The organism is Nostoc mirabile CHAB5784 (genome assembly GCF_020829645.1).
Lineage (GTDB): Bacteria > Cyanobacteriota > Cyanobacteriia > Cyanobacteriales > Nostocaceae > Nostoc > Nostoc mirabile.
On record NZ_JAIVFS010000056.1, the window covers coordinates 1 to 24195 of the forward strand.

General features: G+C 43.3%; 14 protein-coding genes. 7 read left to right on the plus strand and 7 right to left on the minus strand.

Features of this window, described 5'->3' with window-relative positions; all coding sequences use genetic code 11:
• A partial coding sequence (locus LC653_RS27750) for a transposase (RefSeq protein WP_229497786.1) occupies positions 1-122 on the plus strand: 122 nt, incomplete at its 5' end.
• Positions 123-1106: 984 nt separating this feature from the next.
• Here the strand turns inward: LC653_RS27750 and LC653_RS27755 are convergent.
• Positions 1107-1394, minus strand: coding sequence for a hypothetical protein (locus LC653_RS27755; protein ID WP_229497887.1), 288 nt, complete (start codon positions 1392-1394; stop codon positions 1107-1109).
• Between the two features lie 178 nt (positions 1395-1572).
• On the opposite strand from LC653_RS27755, the gene LC653_RS27760 reads away from it, so the two are divergent.
• The 3 genes from LC653_RS27760 to LC653_RS27770 all read left to right on the plus strand — a co-directional run bounded on the left by LC653_RS27760 (position 1573) and on the right by LC653_RS27770 (position 7210).
• Positions 1573-4476, plus strand: coding sequence for a two-partner secretion domain-containing protein (locus tag LC653_RS27760; protein WP_229497888.1), 2904 nt, complete (start codon positions 1573-1575; stop codon positions 4474-4476).
• 1174 nt (positions 4477-5650) lie between these two features.
• Positions 5651-6193 carry a calcium-binding protein gene (locus tag LC653_RS27765; protein ID WP_229497889.1) on the plus strand — a complete coding sequence of 181 codons (543 nt, stop codon included), beginning with the start codon at positions 5651-5653 and terminating at the stop codon, positions 6191-6193.
• 381 nt (positions 6194-6574) lie between these two features.
• The gene (locus LC653_RS27770) at positions 6575-7210 is read left to right on the plus strand and encodes a calcium-binding protein (RefSeq protein ID WP_229497890.1); all 636 of its coding nucleotides are present in this window, start codon (positions 6575-6577) and stop codon (positions 7208-7210) included.
• An 84-nt stretch (positions 7211-7294) separates the two neighbouring features.
• Here the strand turns inward: LC653_RS27770 and LC653_RS27775 are convergent, their stop codons facing one another.
• The gene (locus tag LC653_RS27775; protein WP_229497891.1) at positions 7295-7489 is read right to left on the minus strand and encodes a hypothetical protein; all 195 of its coding nucleotides are present in this window, start codon (positions 7487-7489) and stop codon (positions 7295-7297) included.
• A gap of 396 nt (positions 7490-7885) precedes the next feature.
• Between LC653_RS27775 and LC653_RS27780 the strand changes: the two genes are divergently transcribed.
• Entirely contained in the window at positions 7886-10249 is a 2364-nt protein-coding gene (locus LC653_RS27780) for a filamentous hemagglutinin N-terminal domain-containing protein (RefSeq protein ID WP_229497892.1), read from the plus strand.
• Positions 10250-11010: 761 nt separating this feature from the next.
• Here LC653_RS27780 and LC653_RS27785 read toward each other — a convergent pair.
• Positions 11011-13815, minus strand: coding sequence for a CHAT domain-containing protein (locus LC653_RS27785; protein ID WP_229497893.1), 2805 nt, complete (start codon positions 13813-13815; stop codon positions 11011-11013).
• 578 nt (positions 13816-14393) lie between these two features.
• On the opposite strand from LC653_RS27785, the gene LC653_RS27790 reads away from it, so the two are divergent.
• Positions 14394-14609, plus strand: a complete 216-nt coding sequence (locus tag LC653_RS27790) for a hypothetical protein (protein ID WP_229497894.1) — start codon at positions 14394-14396, stop codon at positions 14607-14609.
• A 219-nt stretch (positions 14610-14828) separates the two neighbouring features.
• Here LC653_RS27790 and LC653_RS27795 read toward each other — a convergent pair whose 3' ends face one another.
• The 4 genes from LC653_RS27795 to LC653_RS27810 form a co-directional block, all read right to left on the minus strand.
• Positions 14829-18596: a DUF4912 domain-containing protein gene (locus LC653_RS27795; protein WP_229497895.1), complete on the minus strand. Its 3768-nt coding sequence runs from the start codon at positions 18594-18596 to the stop codon at positions 14829-14831.
• 501 nt (positions 18597-19097) lie between these two features.
• Positions 19098-20228 (minus strand): precorrin-8X methylmutase, encoded by a 1131-nt coding sequence (locus tag LC653_RS27800; RefSeq protein ID WP_229497896.1) that lies wholly within the window; start codon positions 20226-20228, stop codon positions 19098-19100.
• Positions 20229-20231: 3 nt separating this feature from the next.
• Positions 20232-20804, minus strand: a complete 573-nt coding sequence (locus LC653_RS27805) for a hypothetical protein (protein ID WP_229497897.1) — start codon at positions 20802-20804, stop codon at positions 20232-20234.
• The gene (locus LC653_RS27810) at positions 20791-21921 is read right to left on the minus strand and encodes an AAA family ATPase (RefSeq protein WP_267923194.1); all 1131 of its coding nucleotides are present in this window, start codon (positions 21919-21921) and stop codon (positions 20791-20793) included. The genes LC653_RS27805 and LC653_RS27810 overlap by 14 nt, the downstream gene beginning before the upstream one ends.
• 223 nt (positions 21922-22144) lie before the next feature.
• Here LC653_RS27810 and LC653_RS27815 point away from each other — a divergent pair, with 223 nt between their 5' ends.
• The gene (locus LC653_RS27815; RefSeq protein ID WP_229497899.1) at positions 22145-24076 is read left to right on the plus strand and encodes a heavy metal translocating P-type ATPase; all 1932 of its coding nucleotides are present in this window, start codon (positions 22145-22147) and stop codon (positions 24074-24076) included.
• Positions 24077-24195 lie beyond the last annotated feature (119 nt).

The window sequence follows — 24195 nt, forward strand, 5'->3', positions numbered from 1 at the left end:
GCGAATTTCCAGATTTAAAAAAGATGCCTAGTATGTGGACTAATAGTTACTTTTATTCAACTGCTGGAAATGTTAGCGCGGCTGTAATTAAAAAATATATTGAAGACCCTCACCACAAATAGTAAATATCACGGTGAATAAATTCACCGTTGGCGCTACATCCCTGGTCTGAAGACACAGGGTTTTGCGCCTATCGGTTTACTTGTATAAATTTTGTCAAAGTAAATTTTAGATTAACAGTCTCTATAGGTATCCGACCTTTTGGGTTTATCTACCATAGTTACTTACAAACTTATGCACTGGAGAGTTTGTATTTCAGGATGAAAAGGGCAAAGACATCTACCAAACGGCTTTGAGGCTGGCTGAAAAATCTGGTAGGATGGCATCGGTTTACCTCCAAGTCCGCAATATGCTCTGAAAACAAACAACAAATATCAATAGTACTTCAAAGTTTATTGTGGCGATCGCTAAATCACATCTGAGTATTTTCATGTAAGATCATGGGTACAACGGGTGTCGCTAACAAGGAATTTGGAGCGATCGCTCAAAGGGCAGTGGCAAAGGCAATCGCATTTAAATGTCTCAAACTCCCTTAACTGTTAATAAATTCTGCCCCACGGACATCGTCTACCTGAACTCCCCTTATTATGTAAGGGAGCTTTCGAGGGGTCGAAATAGTGTGCAGCTTCCCAGAGGATTGGTATAACCGGCAATATGCTTCGTTTCGCAAATTTATGGGTTCAACAAGCAGCCAGGCACAAAGAGGAGGGTCAGCCAGAGGGTCTGCTGGATGCGAAAGTATTCCTCCGACAATTTTTTCAGCCTCCACATCCATGATGTCCTGCTCAAGAGTTGATTCAATATAGTCTAAATCCAGGATTTTTATTTTCAAGGAATGATACATTTTAATCACCTAATTGATTGTTTTTCCTTAGAGGATGTTTGAAAAGTCCTATTGTCGGTATCAAAAGTTTTAGATCCCCCTAAATCCCCCTTTTTAAGGAGGACTTTGATTCCGGTTCCCCCCTTTTTAAGGGGGGTTAGGGGGGATCTAAAAGTGCCTAAAATCACAGCAAAACACTTTTAAAACAACCTCTAAGGGAAATTCATCGAATGACTGAAAACTTACGCGGTTTCACAGGAATTTGTAACCGGCAATATGCTTCGTTTCGCAAATTTATGGGTTCAACAAGCAGCCAGGCACAAAGAGGAGGGTCAGGCAGAGGGTCTGCTTCATGCGTAACTACATCTAATTTTTCTGCTATTGCTACAGATCCACTCTCACGTAGTCTTCCTCCGACAATTTTTTCAGCCTCCACATCCATGATGTCCTGCTCAAAAGTTGATTCAATATAGTCTAAATCCAGGATTTTTATTTTCAAGGAATGATACATTGTAATCACCTAATTGATTGTTTTTCTTTAGAGGTAAAATCACCTCTATTTAATAACCAAAGTTACAGTATAAATTTTTCTGCCAATTATGCCATTTATTCACAAAAATTTATAATTTATGCTGTCAAAACTGCACACAAAACCCTGATCATTACTGTTGTTAAGGGAAATTCATTAAATGACTGAAAACTTACGCTGTTCGTGCTGGCTTTTAAAGCTAATGATTTCTTTAGCTATTAGTGGCGCATACGTCAATGCTGGGGATTGCACCTTTGCTCAAATTACGCCTGATAGCACTTTACCCAATAATTCCACTGTCAAATTAGAGGGGAATACCAGAATTATTGAAGGAGGAACTCTAGCTGGAAGTAATCTTTTCCACAGTTTTGAGCAGTTTTCTGTACCCACTGGCAGTCAGGCTTACTTCAACAACGCTCTAGATATTCAAAATATCATCAGCCGCGTCACGGGTGGTTCTGCTTCTATAATTAACGATCTGATTAAAGCCAATGGCTCTGCTAACTTGTTTTTTCTCAATCCCAACGGAATTATTTTTGGGCCTAATGCCCAATTGGACATTAAAGGTTCTTTCATCGCAACTACAGCAAACCGCCTCAAATTTGCAGATGGCGCTCTGTTTAGCGCGTTTCCTCCCCAAAGCACACCTCTGCTAACGGTAAGTGTTCCCATTGGCTTGCAATTTGAGGGAGCAGCAGGAGAGATTCGTGTTGAAGGATCTGACCTAAAAGTGCAACCTGGTAGAACTTTAGCACTCGTGGGTGGTGATGTGACGTTGCAGGGAGGTGAACGAGCAGCTTTAGAACCACGACAACCGAATTTGGCAGCTCCAGGAGGACGGGTTGAGCTAGGTAGTGTGGCTGGTGCTGGAGAAGTGAGCTTGAACCAGAAAGATAACGATTGGGTTCTAGGGTACGCCTCTGTCAATAATTTTGGCGATATTGGATTGGAAGACAAAGCGTATGTCGCTGTTACCGGTGCTGGCGGTGGTGATGTTCAGATTCAGAGCAGTAATTTGGCTCTAACTCAAGGCTCACGGATTTTTGCCGATACAATAGGTACAGAGCCTGGTGGAGAGGTGCTTGTCCACACAACAAAGGCGGTGACTCTCACTGAGGGTTCGCAGATTACAGCCGATGTTATTCCAGAAGTGACTGGAACCGGGGGAGATGTGACGATTGAAACTGGACAGTTGAGTATTCAGGGGGATGGCTCAAGGATAAGAGCTGGCACCTTGGGCAAGGGACGGGGGGGACAGCTTACCGTTCGCGCCTCGGAGTTTGTGGAACTAACAGGAACAACAAATAACGGCTTGTTTACTCAAACTTTAGGTGCTGGAGATGCTGGAAACTTGACAATTACCACTCGAAGGTTAAGTTCTCAGAATGGAGCGCGAGTATCAACTTCTACTTTAGGCGAGGGACAGGGGGGAAATTTGACTGTAACCGCCACCGATTCCGTAGAAGTTATTGGTGTTGGTAGCGGCTTGTTCACTCAAACTTTCGGTGCTAAAGATGCCGGAAACTTGGCAATTGATACCAGACGCTTGAGTGTCCAGGATGGAGCGCAAGTATTAACTGCTACTCTAGGCAAGGGGCAAGGAGGAAGTTTATTTGTGGCTGCTAGCGATTTGGTGGAATTACAAGGAACAGGAATATTATCCAATGGGCAGCAAATCCCTAGTTTTTTATCTACTCAAACAACAAATGTTGGAGATGCTGGTAATTTGACGATTAACACTAGGCAGTTAATTGTGGGAAATGGCGCAGAGATAGTTAGTGGTACTCAAGGTGAAGGAAAAGGTGGAGAAATAAAAGTTAATGCAACTGAAGCTGTTAATGTTTTTGGAGTTCGCACAGGTGCAAGGGCAAGTGGATTATTTTCACGTACTAGTCAAGGGGGGAAGGGAGGAAACATCATTATTAATACAAATGCTTTCCGGGTAGCAGGCAATGGGGTTGTAGATGCCCGCACTCTAGGTGGAGGAAATGCTGGCAATATCACTGTGAACGCAAATACTGTGGAAGCGGTTAATGGGGGACAAATCCTTGCTAATGCTTTCACGGGCAGCAGTGGGTTTGCAGGTGATATCACAATTAATGCTACTGAGAGGGTGACTATATCTGGCAGTGCTACCTTCAAACGGCTTTTCCTAAGTAGTGGGGGTCTTGTTAAGGATGAGTCTGTTAACAGTGGCTTGTTTGTTCGCTCTCTAGGGTCAGGGAGCGCAGGCAACCTTCAGGTAAAATCTCCTTTCATTCGCTTAGACAATGGAGGGGAAATCACTGCTGAAACCGCATCCGGTAATGGCGGTGATATTACACTCTACGACCTAGATTTATTGTTACTAAGCGGCAACAGCCAGATATCTGCTACCGCAGGCACTAATCAACAGGGTGGAGATGGCGGTAATATTACCATCGATGCGCCTGACGGCTTCATCGTCGCCAAACCTAATGAAAACAGCGACATCACCGCCAATGCCTACAATGGTAAAGGGGGAACAGTCAAAATCAACGCTACTAAGATTTTTGGTATTGCGCCACTAACTGAGGAAGACCTTAAAAAGTTGCGCCCTACGGATTTAGACCCGCGTGAACTTCAGACAAATGATATTACGGCAATTTCCCAAACAAGACCTGATTTAAACGGCATTGTAGAAATTAATACGCTCGATGTTGACCCCAATCGAGGATTAATTAACTTACCAGCCGTACTAGTCAATACTCAAGTGTCTCAAGTTTGTCAAGTGCGTCCTGGTGAAAATCAAAGCAGTTTTACGATTACCGGACGCGGCGGCTTACCACCCAACCCCACTAAAGACATTCTCACTCTTGATGTAGTTCAAGTAGATTGGGTAACTTTTAACCGAAAGCGTGAAAACCGTGTTAGTACAAGTGTTTCAACTCAGGCAAATAGTTCCAATCCAGCGCCGATTGTGGTAGCGCAAGGGTGGGTGATAAATGCTAAAGGTGAAGTTGTACTAACGGCTGATGCGCCGACAACTACGCTTCATAGTTCGTGGCAGAACCGAGCTAATTGCCGTAGTGATTTTAAGATTTGAGATTGCCAACTGGGTAGTTGCTTTGAAACCATCAATTATGAATTTAGGACTTATATCATGTCCGCTTGATTGCTTATTAAACCCGAAGAACCCCACCCCGCAAAAGCTACGCTTTCGCTCCCCTCCCCGCAAGCGGGGAGGGGTTGGGGGTGGGGTTCTTTTATTATGGGTAACTTGGCGGACATGATAAGCTAAACCACATCTAGTTTGCATAATTTGAAATTGTACATTTCCTGTGGGGTGGGCGTCTCGCCCGCCCAATATATGCAAGTTAAATGTGGAACAGCTTATTACGCAAAAGTACACGCGCTCAGGGGCAATTCATGAATTGCCCCTACGTGAAATAAGGGTTTCGGCTATTGTTTGCGTAAGTCCTGGAATTATTGAAGAAGAAAACATTCGTCAGAAAACATTCGTCAGAATCAAGACGCTCTCTACGAGACGCTCTTGCTAGCAAGCTTTAAGAGCAGGGGTACGCGGACTCGAAGGAGCGCTGCGCTATCAGTCGGGGATTGGGACCGGCGCAGGGCGAAAGTTGACCACCAAATCTACGATTTGGTGTTCTTGTGCAAAAACGCCGATTATTCAGACGCGACGCTCGAATACTCGCTAACGCTGCGCTATCCGCTTTTTTGGTCAAAATACCTTTCCTGTATTCTGACGACTGATATCATGTGCGACTTAATACTTATGTCATTGCGAGCGGAGCGTGGCAATCCCAAATCTTTGCGATTGCTTCATTCCACTTCGTTGCATACGCAATGACATATCGTAAGTGATTTGCCGAACTTGATATGACGCATGTATTCTGTTCGATAATTCTCAATACAGAAGCGATCGCGATTAACGTGGCTCACGGGTGGAGATGTCTATTACAATACGCTTGGGTTAAGCCCAAAAAATAAAAATGTGTAGGTTGGGGAGCCACTGCGCCCTTGCGGTTTCCCGACTTGAAGCAAGTGGCGTTTGAGGAACGAAACCCAACATTTTCGGACATTTGTTGGGTAACAAGAATGTTCAACCCAACCTACAATTATCCTTAACCCAAGCGTATTGATGTCTATTAGGCTAATTTACCTTTTCCCCTTATTTTATTTGTTAACAAATTTCATCAGTTATGCTAGTTGCTAGTTAAGATCAACGATGGAAACATTAAATTATCTGAGTAAAAAACGTGGCAACTATTAACGGCACTTCTGGAAACGACAATCTAACTGGGACTCAAGCAAACGATCAAATATACGGCTATGCAGGCAATGACTACTTAGTGGGAGGAGGTGGTAATGACCACTTAGTGGGAGGAGGTGGTAATGACACTCTCACTGGTAATAGTGGTAGAGATACCTTTGTCTTGAATTACTCAGGTGGTGGTATTGATACAATTACAGACTTCTCAGTTAGTAACGATATTCTGAAAGTTACTACTTCTACTATTAGTTCCTCTCAGTATGTTATAGGTACACCATCATCTCTGAGCAATTCTGAAGTGAGTGGAGATTCTGCTATTAGCTCTACTAAGTCTACAAATCGTACACTAAAGGTCGAATCGAGTAACTCTAGCAGCACTGGTAATATTTTTACATATAACGCAAGCACTGGTGCTCTATTTTATTTGAATCAACAGCTAGCCTGGCTACCTACTAATCTTAATTGGAATTTAGCTGTTGTAGTCCCTTCGATGAGTACTCCTCCTACTACTGATGAATCAATAATCTAACTCCCCAGCCGAGTTTCCTACTAGAGTTGGAGGAGGCAAACTCCTCTTTTACTATTGCTATGTATACAGAAAAGAGGGGCTAGCGTTTTGATTACGGAATTGGTGTTCTAGCTGCGATCGCCTTGTTTTGTTTCTTTACCAATCTTATCTTTAACTCAATTCCGTGGGTTTAAGTCCCCCGGTTCAATAAAAATTTTGTTTTGTGTTGGAGTTAAATCCCCATTACAAAACAAAATTTACGAAAGCGTTGCGGGGCGTTCGCGTTTAGCGTCTCTAAGAGTTGCTCATTACGAATTACGAATTACGAATTACGAATTATTTAATGCTGATTGCTAGGTAAAATCATCCGTAGAAACATTAATTTCTCCGGGAGTAAAGAACGTGGCAACTATTCAAGGCACATCTGGAAGCAACTATCTACTTGGGACTCCAGGAAGCGATCAAATATACGGTTATGGAGGTAATGACATTCTAAAAGGTGGGCTGGGTAATGACTACTTGGAGGGAGGAAGTGGTAATGACAATATCACTGGTGGTAGTGGTAGAGATACCTTTGTCTTGGATTACTCAAATGGCGGTATTGATACAATTACAGACTTCTCAGTTAACGGCGATATTCTTAAAATTAATACCCCTCCTATTAGCAGCAGTAAAGCCCCTCCAAGTGATCAAGCCAATGACACTCTAATAGGTGGATCGGTTAAAGACTTTTTAGTAGGAGGAGTTGCTAATGACATTCTCGTTGGTGTTAACGATATTGACACCTTGTCTTTTGAGAATGCTATTAAATTGACTAACTCTATAACTGATGTTTTACTATCAACAGAAGTTTTGAGTGAGGACATGACAGTTGCTGATCCTATAGATACAGAACCAGAACCTTCAGCAACAATAATTGCTGGGGGTGTGGGACTTCCTAGTTATTGTAGCTATAACGCAAATACTGGTGCTCTATTTTATCTTGATCAGCAGTTAGCTTGGCTACCTCGTAACCTTAGTTTTGCTAACAGTGCATGACTTAGGCAGTGACAGAAAAGTGAAAATAGCAAGTATGGTTTTCAAGGCTTCTAATTAGATTTTTCAATTACCTTTTTGCAATGCCTATGTTGAAAACTTCAGTTCGCCTTTGGCGTTGCCACAGGCAGACGCTCGCGGACTCGCTCTAACCAAAGCTATGCCGGAGGCTTTACGCTGCACTATCGGCAGGAACCGCCGCTCCGACGCCAGTTGCTTCTCCTGTTCAAAGACGCTCTTGCTAGCAAGCTTTAAGAGCAGGGGTACAAGTCGGGAAACCATCTGTTAGCGCCTGGCTCGACTTTTTGCTGTGGTTTTTGCTAGCCTACACAACCAATAAAGGGTGATTTGCAAAAGGCTGAAAGACTTATTTAGGTTGATATACAGGATGATTATTTGGTAAAGTGCCTAAGTCTTAATGTGAATTCGATGGCTTAGGGACTTCCAAATAAAAAAATATCCCACTGTTCACAGGTTTTCAGTCATCAGTCATCAGTCATCAGGTAAATGTACAAATTAAATGCGTAACAGCTTACAACAGCAGATTAGTAATCAAAAACCTAACCTTCCAACAGAGTTACCTGGAGAGAGGTATGGGCAAAGGTTCGCATAAGCATTACTAAAAGTGGTGTTCTATCTTGTAATGAAGTAACTATCAAGGGTTAGGAGATAAGTTCTGTGAGTTTAAGAAGTTGGTTTGGTCACGGTTGTCACTTAGGGTTGTCGGGCTTGGTGATTCTAGTGGGTGCGATTGGAATACAAGGAGGCTTACGCACATCCGCTCAGGTCACTGCTGATCCCTCTGTGGGAACTCAAGTGCAGCAAATCGACAACACTACCTTGAATATTACAGGGGGTACAACTGTTGGCAATACAAATTTATTCCATAGTTTTAGCAACTTTAGTATTACAAGCCAGGAGGTAGTCAATTTCGATAACGCCCTTACCATCAACAATATTTTGGTGCGAGTTACAGGGAGAAATGCCTCTGACATCCAGGGAACACTTCAAACTCAAGGTAATGCTAATTTCTTTTTAATGAATCCCAACGGCATCATATTTGGACAAAATGCCGCATTAAATATTAACGGTTCATTTATCGGCACAACAGCTAATGCGATCCAGTTTCCGGGTGGTGGAGAATTTTCCATGACTTCACCCGTCAATCCACTTAACCCCTTGCTGAGAGTGAATCCTTCTGCATTTCTATTCAATCAAATTCCATCTCAGCCTATTAGGCCGATTCAAGTCAATGAAGCATTTCTATTCGTTCCTGATGGTCAGAGTTTAGTGCTATTGGGAGGCGATGTGAATTTAGAAGGAGCGTACGTATATGCTCCAGATGGTCGAATCGAATTCGGAGGATTGGCAGGAGCAGGAACAGTAGGGTTGAATATTGATAACAACAATTTCCGTTTAAGTTTTCCTGAGAGTGTAGCGCGAGCAGATGTATCTTTTACCAATTTCACTACAGTAAGTGCTAGTGGTGAAGGCGGTGGTGGTATCCAAATACAAGGCAGGCGCGTTACATTCGATAGTTCAGATATTACGGTTAATGCCCTAGTCTCAAAATCGGGAGGAACATTAGGGGTGAACGCATCGGAGTCAGTAGAACTCTTGCGAGGAAGCCGTCTGGTGACTGAGACAACAAGGTCTGGAACTGCGGGAGACTTAAGGATTGAAACTGAGCGGTTGATTGTTCAAGATGGCTCGCAGATTTCAGCTTCTACTTCTTTACAATCTACCGGAGGGGGAGGAACTTTGTTTGTCAACGCCAGGGACTTTATCCAACTCATTGGAACCTCGCCAATTATAGAAGGTGAAAAACCCATACCTAGTGGCTTGCTTACAGTAACACAAGGTGATGGAAATGCTGGAGAGTTAAGGATTCAAACTGGGAAATTAATTGTTCAAGATGGAGCGCAGGTTTCAGCTAATACTCGTAGTCAGGGAGAAGGAGGAACGCTGTCTGTTACCGCAGACTCTATCCAACTTATTGGAACACAAGGTGAGAGTAGAAGCGGCTTATTTGTTGGGACTCAAGCTAGTGGAAATGCCGGAAACTTAAATATAGAAACTGGGCAGTTGATTGTTCAAGATGGAGCAAGAATTTCAGCTTCCACAGAATCTACTGGAGAGGGGGGAAGCATTATAGTTAAGGCAGAAGAATTAAATGTCTTAAATAACGCTGACATAACTGTGAGCAGTCAAGGCACAAATAAGGCAGGTGATTTGGAAATCACCGCTCGTTCTATCAAATTGGATAACCAAGGTAAGCTCATTGGGCAAGCTAACTCCGGTGATGGTGGCAATATTACGCTGAACTTGCAAGACTTATTGTTACTGCGCCGCGAGAGTGAGATTTCTACCTCAGCAGGTACTAGTAGGGCTGGTGGAAATGGGGGTAATATCACCATCAATGTCCCTGACGGCTTCATCGTCACCCAACCAAATGAAAACAGCGACATCACCGCTAATGCCTACGATGGTAAAGGGGGAATAGTCAAAATCAACGCTACTAAGATTTTTGGAATTGCGCCACTAACTACCGAAGACCTTAAAAAGTTGCGCCCTACGGATTTAAACCCGCGTGAACTTCAGACAAATGATATTACGGCAATTTCCCAAACAAGACCTGATTTAAGCGGCATTGTAGAAATTAATACGCTCGATGTTGACCCCTCTCAAGGATTAATTAACTTACCAGCCGTACCAGTCGATACTCAAGTGGCGCAAGCCTGTCAAGCGCTTACAGCACAAAATCAAAGTAGTTTTACGATTACCGGACGCGGCGGCTTACCACCCAATCCCAGAACCGAACCCCTCACTCCTGATGCAGTTCAATTAGATTGGGTAACTCTCAACTCAAAGGGTGAAAACCGTGTTAGTACAAATTTAAATCAGGCAAATAGTTCTAGTCCAGCGCCGATTGTGGAAGCGCAAGGGTGGGTGATAAATGCTAAAGGTGAAGTTGTACTCACGGCGAACGCGCCGAACGCTTTGCCTCATAGTTCCTGGCTTACTCCTGCTTCTTGTTTGTGAACAACCAGGTTATATCACAATACGCTTGGGTTAAGGATAATCGTAGTAGCGTGTCAAGGCTAAAGTTGTGCATTATAAAATGGGCTTTGAACTTTTAAATTCAATGTTTTTAGCGCTAATTTATTGCAACATTTTAGCCTTGACACGCTAGTAGTAGCGTGTCAAGCTTAAAATAGTGCATTAGACGTAGGTTGGGTGGAGCGGAGCGCAACCCAACATATATCAGGATGTTGGGTTACGCAAAGCCTCCACCCAACCTACAATTTTTTTGCAACATTTTAGCCTTGACACGCTAGTAGGTTGGGTTGAACTTTAGTGTTACCCAACAAACCCTGCAATATGTTGGGTTTCGTTCCTCAAACGCCACTTGCTTCAAGTCGGCAGAGCCGCCCAACGCAGTGGCTCCCCAACCTACGCAGGTTAAGGTTTTTATGGCTAACCCAAGCGTATTGGGTTATATCATGTCCAGTTAATCAAGCTGAATAAAAAATGTTCGTAGTAAGGACTTTAGTCCTGGCTTTGGGGACTGAAGTCCCCACTACAAACTGTTTATCGTAAATTAAAGGGTTTAAGACCCCAACCATTACATGTAGCGCGGAGTCGGAGCCACTCCGCCTCCGATCCATTTCAGTCGGGGTTTAAATCGAACGTAGTTGCCACAACGCTCTTAACCTATCGCTTGGCACTTCTCTTCGTCTGAAATGTCTTTAATTTTGAATTTTGAATTTTGAATTTTGAATTGTTAATATGGGTAATTTATGTCAAAGCCAATTGCCTACTAAAACATAGGGTGCCCAGAAATATGGAGCTTTTTCCTTAGCAAAAACAGCTAATTGGGCACTTTGAAGTGCCTCGGCTTTATTCACCCCAGCTTTTAGGTGTCGATAGAACTCACTCATTATATCGGCGGTGGAACGATCATCTATTGACCATAATGTTGCTAGTGTACTGCGTACCCCCGCCCGCATAGCTATCCCAGCCAGTCCCAAAGCTGCTCGTTTGTCTCCCTCAGCAGTTTGACAAGCACTGAGGACGAGTAATTCAATGCCACTAAACCCGTCTTTGTCGCTAACTCGCAGTAAATTATCAAATTCCTTGACTTTAACCAGTTTATCCCAGGTGAGAATAAAGGTTTTTTCAGCATCAGAACTAAATTCACCGTGAGTTGCTAGGTGAACCACGGTAAAGGAAACTGTTTGCAACTTATTTTGCAGGTTTGTTTCGGTAAACTGTTGATTTAACAGTTCTTCACTATTGGATACCTCAGATTTGATTTCTTTTAATTCTCGTGGTACATTTTCCAATTGGGGAAATTCTTTGCCTTCAACTGGGCGTTTTTCGCTGACTCCGGCAGTTAAAGCATTTAGCTGTAACTGTCGCAAAGGTTTGGGATCAAGGAGTTGCAAACCTGGTGTCAAGGCGATCGCATATTTCTCTAGCAGATATTTCTTTTGCTGTTTGTCGTAGAGAACCGCCATCGGGATATTCCGCAACTCACCATCCAATACAAACACTAAGGTTTTTATCCCACTATTGACTAACTCTGTTTGTGCAGGTCGAATTAACCAATCATATATTTGTTGGGACTGCTGCTTAACCCGATCAGTCGCGGTGACATTTAGTAAGTTTTTCCTCAGTTGTGCTATTATGCTTTCCACATCATTTTGAGCTATTACAGTTTTGTAGTGGCGCAACTCTTGATTAGGCAATTTGAGGATAACGTCTAGGCGGTCTGGCAAAATAATTGGATAGATCACTGCTGCTCGTTGGTCTTTTTTGTCAACTACTGGGTCAAGTTCCTGCGTAGGATTTAAACAGGCTGACCGAAAGAAGTTATCCAGTTCTGCTAATTGCAGAGATTCAATTACATCACGAGCAAGCTTTAGATTGTCTTGATTGATACCCTCTTGTGGCGATAGCGATAGCGGCGCGTTAGCCTTTAGTAGAGAAGCGTCTCGTTGGTCTAGCTTCTCAAAGGGAACAGAAGCACTGCTGCCTTGGGGAGAACGCAACAACAATTCAACTAACTCTCGATACACCGGTTCAATATTTTCTCGGAAGGAAAACTGAACGTCTGGACTAATAGCTACTAAATCACCACGCAGAGATTGAAGGGTCTTATAGGCTACATTATAGGATGCGATCGCGCCTTTAATATCTCCCTTTTTTTTCAGTATGCGTCCCAGTTGCCATTGCCATTGATAAGCAATATCCGATGCATTAATACTTTGCGCTATGAATAAAGCTTTCTCGGTAAGCTCTTGAGCATCAGAAAACTGCCTGGTTTTTTCATACAACTCACCAAGGCTGCCCATAGCATAAGATTCTGCTCGCCGATCTTGCAAATTCTCTGCCTGCTTGATCGCGGTGGACAATTGCTGGGCAATGTTCAGCCATGAGAGGGTATCTATGCTAGTTTTTTCTTTTAATTGGGTGAGATTTTGGGCAAACTTAATCCGAGTATATACTGAGGTTCGACTGGGTGGTAAGTTGCTAATTTCCGACTGGATTTGAGACGACAATGCCAATGCATCTTGATCTTGCTTTTTCTCCAAAAGTAGACTAAGTAAATTGAGGTGAGCCTGAATGCGTGTGATGGAGGAAACAGATACAGCAGCAGCCTCCTGGTAGTATTGCGAAGCCGCTTCAGTGTCTTGCTGGGCGCGGGCTGTGTTGCCTAAACTGAGTTGAGCCTCTGCGATCGCTTTTGGAGATTGTACTCGCTTTGCTACTGCTAAACTTTTCCCCAATACCAACCGTGATACCTTTAAATCACCGACAACTCGGCGGACGTTGCCAAGACTACGCAGCCCTGTGGCTACAATAAGTGAGTCTGGAAGGCTGGTAAGGGTTTGCTGTACTTCGTTTAAAATTTTGTTAGCCTGAAGGTAAAGCCCTAAAGCTTGCAAAGCTTGTGCAGAGTTAATCCGGTTACGAGTTAATCTAGCCTTGTCGCCTATTTGCTGATAAATATCAGCCGCTTTTTGCCAGGTAGTTAAAGCCGTTTCTGCTTGCCCTTGTGCCAGTTGTAACTGTCCTTGCACATCTAGGGCTTGTGCAATAATTTGCGCTCGCTCACTGGAAGTGCCCGTATTTTCCCCTGACTGTAATAATTTTAAACTTTGGGCGTGAAGCGAAGCTATCGCATTGCGAATCGCTTCCTCAGCTTCTCCCCACAAGCCAAGTTGCTGATAAGCCAAGGAGAGATTACTCAGCGTCATCGCTTCTTGTAATCCATCTTTAGAGGTTTTAAACCCAGCAGCAGCCTGTTGCAAAACTTTGACCGCTTCAGTAAACTGTCCCGTGTCGTATAATATTTTGCCTTGTTCCACTACGCTTGCCGTTTGCGATGAGCCGCTTTTTGGAGGGAGTGGGGAGTGGAAAGTAGGGGATTGAGCATTCACCAGTTCCCTGTTTTCACTACTTCCTTGTTTTCCCCACTCCCCTTGCTCAGTCAAATTTTGCATGGCAGAGTAGACAGCAGGAGGTTTTGCCAAAACAGGGGATAAGGCTATGCATAGAAATGCAGTGAACAGCGCTAATAAAAAATGATTTGGCCATTTCATACGCAATTATTAAAACAGTTTTCTTTTTTTTGAACCACCGAAGTTATATAATAATGCCCGGTTAATTCGTTATGATTCTATAGTCATTGCACCCCACACGCCAGATGCTCCACTTGGGGAGGCCCTAAATCAGTTATCAGTACTGATAACTGTTCACTGTTCACTGTTAATCCCCTCCCCGATGCTTTGGCTACGGTGTACACACAAATCGGAAAAACTTCATCTACCAAAGATTTGCAGTGAAGCAGCGCTCTTGGTAGGGTTTCCCTCCGCAGGCGACTGCACCAAGCCGAACGCGAGTGCGTCTCCGATAGGAGAAGGGTTCGTTACGCTGGCGTGACAAAGCTAAATTCTTGCAATCATGGCGATCGCATTTGTTACCAGGGCTATTTCGTTCTAGACAGAAACCGCCCAGAACTGAAGTTCTTTGGCTTTTAGCTAAAGTCCGTTATAAACGGACTATAACCTTTTCTCAGTCGTCTTTAGACGACTTTCGCTATTAGATTCAGAATTCATTCTGAGGCGGACTAGATGAGAATGAAATAGCCCTGCATTTGTTACTTCGGCGAACGCATTTGTTGTTTCGGCGAACGCATTTGTTATTTCGGCGATCGCATTTGTTGTTTCGGCGATCGCATTTGTTGTTTCGGCGATCGCATTTGTTATATCGGCGATCGCATTTGTTGTTTCGGCGAACGCATTTGTTATATCGGCGATCGCATTTGTTATATCGGCGATCGCATTTGTTACTTCGGCGAACGCATTTGTTACTTCGGCGAACGCATTTGTTATAGGGTGGGTTCCCTCCTGCCTCCTGAATAATTCGTAATTTGTAATTCGTAATTAAAGAGGGTACACAGCAAGCACCATAATCTGTGATTTGGTGGTGCAACAATTCAGTGGAGGGTGCAAGCCCCTACTGATTGTAACTACGAATTACGTTAGCGACGCGCAAAGCGAGTCATCGAGCGTCATTATCAATTACGAATTATGTTGACTTTTGCCTTGCGGTACTAGCTTTCGGAAGTTTCCTGGGAGAACTTCTTATGGATAGTTCTAGTGGATTCCCCATCAGCACCTACCGTTATGAGATAGTCCATTAAACCATCTGAAAAGGGAAGACGTAGGTGGAAAGTACCATCGGGTTTGATTTTGATGGAATGGCCACCAATGTTTACGCTTGTATTTGGTTGGGTTGCTCCGTGAATAATTAACTCAGCATCTGTCACAAACCAAAAATCTTCGTGGGAACGATTGAAAACCCGAACATTAGGTGAACGGGCTATGAGTAACCAACTATCGCCATCGGCAATATAACCAATTTCAACCATGTAGTCGCGATCGCTGACGGGAATAGCCACAAAGCGATCGCGTGCTACCTCTTCACATTCATACTGCTGTACAAGCTGGGGATTTTGATAACTCAAGTCAATCCCAGTTACATCATACAGCCGCACTACCAATTGGGAACCGCCCTGTTGTCGCAGTGCTTCGTTCTGAGCCTTGGAAATGTGCCAAGAGACATAAGCCCATTTGGGAGTGCGGGGTGTGAGCAAAATACTGCTCTCTTCTTCTCTGCTCTCTTCTTCTACATCTACTAAACCAATAAGTGTTTCGCTTGTTAACGTTAAATCTTCAACGGTGGAATTTGTAGGAACAATAAGTGTTTCGCTTGTTAACGCTACATCTTCAACGGTGGAATCTGTAGGAACAATAAGTGTTTCGCTTGTTAACGTTAAATCTTCAACGGTGGGATCTGTAGACACTGGACTGAAGACACGAACGATCGCTGAACGGGCGATGAACAACCAGCGTAGTTTACCGCCGTAGGCATCGCCATCAGCAATATAGCCAATTTCAGCTATATAATCGCGATCGCTGATGGGAATTTCCACCAGGCGATCGTGTGCTGTCTCTTCACATTCATACTGCTGTACCAGATGGGGACTTTGATAACTCAAGTCAATCCCAGTTGTATCGTAAAGCCGCACTACCAATTGAGAGCCACCCTGTTGGCGCAGCGCTGCTTTCTTGGTTTCGGAAATCTCCCAAGAGACATGAGCCGATATAGAAGAAGTATATGGCGTGAGCAAAATACTGCTCTCTTCTTCTACATCTGGCAAGTTAATATCTGTTTCATCCGCAATCGCCACATCATTAATTATGGGATCTGGATGCACTGGACTGAAAACACGAACAATTGCTGAACGGGCGATGAACAACCAGTACTCGCCATAAGCGACATAGCCAATTTCGGCTATGTAATCGCGATCGCTGAGGGGAATTTCCACCAGGCGATCGTGTGCTGTCTCGTCACATTCGTACTCCTGTACCAGGTGAGGACTTTCATAACTCAAGTCAATCCCAGTTACATCGTAAAGCCGCACTACCAATTGAGAGCCACCCTGTTGATGCAGCGTTGCCTTCTTGAGTTCGGATATCTCCCAACTGACATGAGCCGATGTATAAGTATGTAGTGTGAGGACGATACTACTCTCTTCTTCTGCATCTATCAAATCAACACCTGTTTCGGCCGTGTAGGCATAGCCCGTCGTAGACATCGGCACATTTTCAACCGTAGTATCAGTTTCTCTTTGGGCATCTGATGCAGAAATGGTAGTCCAGCCTGCAATTCCTACACCTGCTGCTAAAGCCGCAGCACCCACTAAATCTGTGGAGTCAGTTTCAGCAATACCTTCCTCAACAGTAGGCTCTGCTTGAGATTCTGACTCTGGCAAATTGACAGTGGGTTCAGCTGCGTCTGCTACCACATTAAATACATCTTCTTCTAATAATTTTGGCAAATCGACCAGTGAGGATGTTTGTAACGCTGACGGTTCCACATCGGCTGCTACTTCGCCAGACTCTGGTAAGGCTAATTCATCTACTGAGTCTGTATCTTCAGTTGAGGTAATACTCTCTAGCCAGTTTAATTCTGCCTGAAGTTGTTCATCTATCTGATCTTGATTAATTTCTGTGTCCCAATATCCAAAATCAGATGTTATTTCTAGCACATCTGGTAATTCTGGTAGTGGGGCTGTCTCCTCAGATAAAGGCAGTTCCACATCAGATACCTCTTCTGGAATATTAGGCAGGTGAGGATATGAAGTATTTACTACAGCTGCTGGGGCTTCTATGTCCCATTCAATTTCATCAGAATCCCAGGCAATCTCATCAGAATCAGACTCAGGATTGTTCATCTCCGTATAATCACTTTGATTAACTGTCTCATCAATCGCATCTGCATCTGTTTCTTTGTTGGTCAAGACAGACCAGCTAGCCGCCCCGATGCCCGTTGATAAAGCCGTACCATTAGTTAAAGCTGCCGCTCCCAAGTTGTTATTTTCTGAGCCATTAGCTACGCCTGATGTTGTGTCTTCATAGGAATTAGAGGTGCCATTAGTTCGCTCCCCGACTAAATTTGATGTCCCTTGAGTAGCATTTTGGGTCAGGTCAGATTGTGTTTGAGCATAGATGTTGAAAGGAGTGCGATCAGGGCTTTCTTGCCCTTGGAACTGCGGCACTGGCTGCTCCTGGTGCATCGCTTCGTTAATAGAGGGAGATGTGCTGGCATTGAGTACTGCCATTTCTCCATCTTCTGTGCTGGGTGGACGAGGATCTGATTCTGGTAAGTTGTCTGTCTCAGTAGGCAATGGGCGTTTTCCCAGAACCCACCATAGGAACGCTCCAGCTACAGGAGCAAAAAACAAAGGTAGGAGCAACCAAAATGGTGTTTCCCTATTGACAATTGGAACTGGTTGTGCCGTAGCAGGAGCCACAAAAGGCTGTTCGGCAAATGCAGAACTAGTTGCACTAGGGGAAGGCGTAGCAGCAGATGTCGTTTGGACACCGGGGGAAGGCGTGACAGGTTGTAATACGCTGGTTGCGATCGCCTCTGCTTCTGCAGTTGTACCTTGTTTTACAGCGTTCTCTCCTGAGGTTGCAATAAAGCCGATAAATTCTACTATGCTTGAACTTGGATTTTTTTTGTAAACGTAAACTAAAGGTTGCGAGAAGGGATATTTTTCATCATCTGGTAAGGCTTGATCTAATTCCAGAACTCGCACACCGTTCAATTTTGACACCTGATTAGCTAACACATAGCTAATGCCATCTTTGCCCAGTTGTTTGATGATTTCTGCGGTATTATTTTCAGTTAGTTGGGTAGCATTGGCCCCTGTAGCAAATTTAGCAGTCTTGAAGGCTGGATAAGTCCGAAAAGTATTGCGAGTCTCACTCGTGTTAGGGTGATCAATTAACCGAATCTTCCCTGAAGGCCCTCCCAGTTGTGACCAATTTGTAATTTGTCCCCGGAAAATCCGGGCGAATTGCCTATTAGTCAAGTTTCCTTTAAAAGGATTATCTGCACCAACCACGATCGCAATCTTCTCACGGTGCAAGAGAAGTTGCTCTAATCCTTGGGCTTTTTCTGCTGGCGTCAACCCACGCCCCATTCCTGCTATGTCGATTTTGCCATCTAGCAAATCTTTCAGTGCCGTATCAGTACCGTTGGCAGCAACTTCAAGCTTTGCGCTGGGATACTGTTTTTCAAAATTTTCTTTCATGCTTTGGTTGATTGCAGCCAAGCTACTTGAACCATCAATCCTTACTGCCGTCCCATTCTGCACTGTTTGCGGCAGTGTAAAAGAAGGAGTTTCAGGTTTAGATTGTGCCAGCATGGGTTCTAACACCAGTAAATTTGCTGCCATAGGGGTTGTAGCTAAGGCAAGCCATAATACCAGTCTAATTATCGAAGTATCTTTTTTTTCTTGTTGCCACATAAGCCCCTTATTAAAGTAAAAAATAGAAAGCCTGCCAATCCTAAATCGCGATCTTTTTAAAGATTATGGAGGAGACGCGCTAATTATACATCTGAGTTATCTTTACTTCTAAGTTCCTTCAACGCACTTATATTGATTTATACTTCGCATTAGCTTGTGTAGCATGATAATTTATACTCTAATCCCTAGAGTCTGTTTACTATAAAATGTTCTAATTTAGATTGCAACTTATACTAAGGTGGTAGCTTATGGCCACAATTATGAATTATTGAATTACTAAAACTGGTAAAGTGTAGCAAATTCAATATTATTTAACAATTAGGACTTACGCAAAAAACCTCTCAAACTCTTATTCCTCCGTGTCGCGCCAGTTGCTTCAAGTCTCTTAACCGCAAGGGCGCACTGGCTTCTCTGCGTCCTCTGTGGTTCGATTTTCCGTTCCTTGTGCGTAAGTCCTGACAATATTATTTTCAGTAGTGCTGAGTACTGAGTCCTAATTGTTCAGTACTTACCAGAATCTACTGCATTTTTGAGATAACAATGACAATCTGGCTTATCAATCAATGACTCCACCAAGGCATTCAGGGCAGTAGCAGCTAAAGCGCCACCTCCCAAAGTCCCTGCAACTGTAATAAAAGGTATCTCTTGTTGCATCAGTTGTCGCTTGGCTGCGGGAGCATGGCTAAAGCCAATGGGCATTCCAATTATTAATGCGGGCTGAATTTTCTGGTTGGCAATCGCCTCACAAACCTCTACAAGTACTGAGGGAGCATAGCCAACCACCAGCACACAACCCTTACTTACTTGCTGTAATTTTTCTCGCCATTCTCGATGCTCCCAAAAGGCAACTTCTGCCTCTGTGGCGGTGGTAATATGGGGATTATCAATCAAGGTTTCAATGTGGCATCCCAAGTGAAGTAATCGGGTTTGATCTAAAGCAGCAGCAACCGTTTGGGTATCGACAACAATTTGACAACTTGAAGATAAAGCTTCTCGACTAGCTGCGATCGCACCTCGACTTAATTTGACAAAGGATACCAAACTCACATCGCCACAAGCCAAAACCAACTGAGAAATTAAGTGTTGTTCAATTTCCGAACGCTGAGACAAATCAGGTAGTAAGCGTTGTAGCGATTCTGAAAAAGCTTCTGAGTGCGTATGAATTTCGGCATCTAAGCCACTCCAGAGATTTTCCAATCCCCCCAATCCAGCTTGAGTTTCGACATCAAGTAACTTGAGTTGTGCCAAAACTTCCGCCTGCATAATTTGACAATGGCGATCACGCCCCAATAATCCTTCTAATGCTGATGCAGTTTGTCGCAGTTGAGAAATTTGTTGCATCACCGCCCGATATTGCTGCTGGAGTTGTCCCATCAAGTTAACAGTTGTATCGGCTTCTGGTTCCACCTCCAAAATATTGCGGATATGGTTTAGCTGAAACCCTTGCTGCTTGAGTGCTACAATCCGTTGCAAACGCAGAACATCTTTTTTGGTATAGAGACGGTAATTGCTAGGCGATCGCACTGGTTGCGGTAACAGTCCCAATTGATGGTAATGGCGCACCATGCGCGGAGTTAAACCGCCTCCTACTGCATCGGTGAGTTCTTTAATAGTTAAGCAACTAGCGTTCATTATTTATTCCAACAACGGCAGAATTCTTTGTAATTCTCCACAAGCCGCCTGGAGAGATGGCGGTGCATTTTCATCTAAACTCCCTTGAGAACACTGGTTTGCTAATTGTTCAACACCGGGTTTACAAATTGCCTCATTTTTAGGGAATTTTGGATATTTGGATTTTTCTCCTTCTTCTTCAACAACTTCTCCTGTTTGTAAATAATGTATCCAAGTTTCGATATTTCTTTTGGGTACGAAGATTGCTATTTTCTCATCAGGGTGACGAAGTTCCTGTGAATTTTCTATCAGTGCATTATCTAATTCTTTCAGTGTTGCCTTTACTGTCGCAGTATCTGCATCAATCAACACTACTAGCATTCCTGAACGATAGTTTTTTCTCCGGTATTCTTTAACCTCTGCTGCATAATGCTTTATAACAAACTGCTCTCCTGCACCTTTACCTTTTGGAGAAGTCCTAATTGTGATGTTTTTTGGATTTATATTAAAGCCTCGCTTCTTCAAAAAATGATATGCAAAAACTTGCTGTTGTAGATCCTCACACAAAATTACTATCTGTACTCTATTCTGGGTCATACAGCCAGCCCCGTGCAATCAGTTCTGAAATTGGTAATCCTGAATTTTCAGCTTCTTGATTACTAATTGGTTTTACTCGTACAGGTGCATTACTTTGACGCTCAAACCAATAACCTATAGGTGAAGCCAAAAGATAATTAATTAATACAGGATGCTGGGAGATTAGTAAAGCTTGTATTTTTCCGTCAATACAGAAATCATAAAGTTGAATTAGCCAAGGTTGAATTTCCGGCAGAGCTAAAAAATTCTCTGGCTCATCAATGCAAAGTGTATAATCTTCAGACTGAGTACAATAAAGAAGCGTATACAGGGCAATTAGCACTTTTTGTCCATCAGATAATTCACTCAAACGATAATCAATAATATTTTTTCTGTTTTCACCTGTTGCAAATCGCAATTTTAGAGTTATATATTTTTCGCCGAACTGTTCAAATTTAAAACTTACAAAACCTTCTAACACATTTTGTAGAATTTTCATAAGTTCAAAAACCTTTCCTTGATCTTGTGAAATATAACGATACCAGGAAACAAAATTTGTCATTTTAGAATTTAGACTTATTTCTTCCTTAATACTGCCATCACCCATAAGGCTGGGGATAATTTGTACAATAATGATTTGCTGCATTCGTTTTCTAAACCAAGCTAGCTTCGTACTATTAGTACCGACTGAAAATAACGATACCAGAGAACTCAAAACTGAAAATGCTGAAGAGAATGGAATTTTTGCTAATTCAGAAGTATCTTCTCGAAAAATTTGGACTTCATCTTCCTCAAATTTTATCAAAACTTGATTATTAAACCAGAGACGCTCATATTCAACATGACTCTTATCTTGATTATGTTTAATAGCCAATTCATATTTATAATTACCACCATTTCCAGCAATTTCTAGCTCAAAACGCTGATTTTGTAAAGTCTGCCAGCGAGTACAGTCAGTAGATTCAAAAATTTCTTCTAGGTTTTCACCACCACTTATAAAAATTTGAATTTTTCGTAAAACTTCAAAAACTGTTGATTTACCTGCTCCATTACCACCAAGAAACAGGTTAATCGAGTCAAAATTCATCTCGAAATTTACCAACCCGCGAAAGTTATCAATATAAATTCGCTTTAGCATAGATTTTTTCCTCCTAGTGCAATTTTAAAGCTAACAGTTAAATCGTCCCATTTACCCACATCCCGCTTTTGAAAAATGCTTCAAGAACACAGATAAAGATTTAACTTTGCGTACCTCTGCGCTTCCCTCAGCGCCCCTGGAGCGTTTCAAAATCATTATAAACCTTGACATTAACATCAATGTCAAGGTTTAGCGTGAGAGAGTCCTTGTTAATTCACTTTTCATGCTCTACCCACAGCGTTTTACCCAATTCACCAGAGAACACGCAGATACCGTAGCAGCCCTTTTGTGTGGCTTACTGTTATTTCTCGGATGGTTCGCCTTGCATCTCGGTTGGTTTGGATTGGCGTTACTGCTGCTACCTGCTGCTTATGTAATTGGTGGTTACGAAAGTGCGCGGGAAGGATTGACTACTCTCTTCAAAGAAAAAGAACTCGATGTAGATTTGCTGATGATTGTGGCGGCGATTGGTGCTGCTAGTCTCGGCTTATGGCGAAGAGAATATCATCTAATTATTGATGGGGCAATTTTGATTCTCATCTTTGCCATCAGTGGCGCACTAGAAGGCTATGCCATGCAGCGAACTGAGCGGAGTATCAGGAGTTTGATGAGTTTGACACCAGATACAGCACGGGTTTTGCTTCAGGGGAAGGAAGAGGAAATTCCTATCACTCAGCTAAAAGTCGGTGATGAGATTGTCGTCAAACCTGGAGAGCTAATTCCTACCGATGGGATAATTGTATCTGGTTACAGCACCCTCAATCAAGCTGCAATTACAGGCGAGTCTTTACCTGTAGAGAAAACAGTGGGCGAAGAAGTATTTGCTGGCACACTCAACGGCTATGGTGCATTGCAGATTAAGGTACACAAACCAGCCCAAAGCAGTTTGATTCAACGTGTGATTCGCTTGGTAGAACAAGCAAAGACTCAAGCTCCTCCTTCGCAAGAGTTTATTGATCGCTTTGAAAAAGTATATGCCAAAGTCATTGTAGTAGCCGGGATATTACTAGCAACTTTACCGCCATTCCTCTGGGGTTGGGATTGGGAAACGACGATTTATCGGGCGCTTACTTTCCTTGTGGTGGCTTCTCCCTGTGCGCTGATGGCTGCAATTATGCCCACGCTGCTTTCAGGAATCGCCAATGGTGCAAGACAGGGGATTTTGTTTAAGAATGGGGCGCAGTTGGAGAAGATTGGCAAAGTCCGAGCGATCGCATTTGATAAAACTGGTACTCTAACAACAGGACAGGTGCAGGTATTTCAGGTAATTTCAGCTAGTGAATACACTCAAACAGATGTATTAAAAGCCGCCGCTAGTGTAGAATCCTATTCAGAACATCCCATCGGTAAGGCAATTGTGCAGGCGGCTGGTGATTTGGATTGGATTGGTGCAGTTCAAGTACAAGCTATACCTGGACAGGGGATTGTGGGAATCGCCCAAGAACAACAGGTAATTGTGGGGAATGCTGTTTTTTTACAGCAGTATGTGACAAATTTACCTAAAGAGTTGCGAGAAATAGCTCAATCTTTAGAGCAAGAAGGTAAAACTGTGGTTTGGGTAGCGAAGAACCCCACCCCGCTTTTCGAGAGGGGAGGCGAGGTGATGGGTGTAATTGCGATCGCAGATGAAGTAAGATCGCAAGCAGCCGCAACCATTACCCGGTTAAAGAAACTGGGAGTTGAACAAATTGTCATGTTAACTGGGGATAATCAGGAAACTGCTCATAGTGTCGCCAAAGCAGTAGGAATTGATCGGGTATATGCTCAACTTTTACCAGAAGATAAGCTTGATGTTATCCGCCGTTTACAGCAACAATATCAAACAGTTGCAATGGTAGGCGATGGAATTAATGATGCACCAGCCCTAGCGCAAGCATCTGTAGGTATAGCGATGGGAGTATCTGGTAGCGATGTGGCATTGGAAACCGCAGATATAGTACTGATGGCAGACAGGTTAGAAAAAATTGCTGTAGCGATGCATTTGGGCAGGCGATCGCAAGCCATAGTAAAACAGAATATATTCGTAGCATTGGGTTTTATTATGTTGCTTTTGGTGGGCAACTTTTTGGGAAATATTAACTTACCCATTGGCGTGATTGGGCATGAAGGTTCTACAGTGTTAGTTACCCTCAGTGGACTAAGATTGCTGAAATAAAGCACTCTTCTCTCGTCTCTCTTTTCTCTGTGTCCTCTGCGCCTCTGCGGTTGGCTGAAGAAGACAGGAGACAGGAGGTAGAGGGCAGTATTCCTCTCTCTTTAACTGCCCTCAGTTTA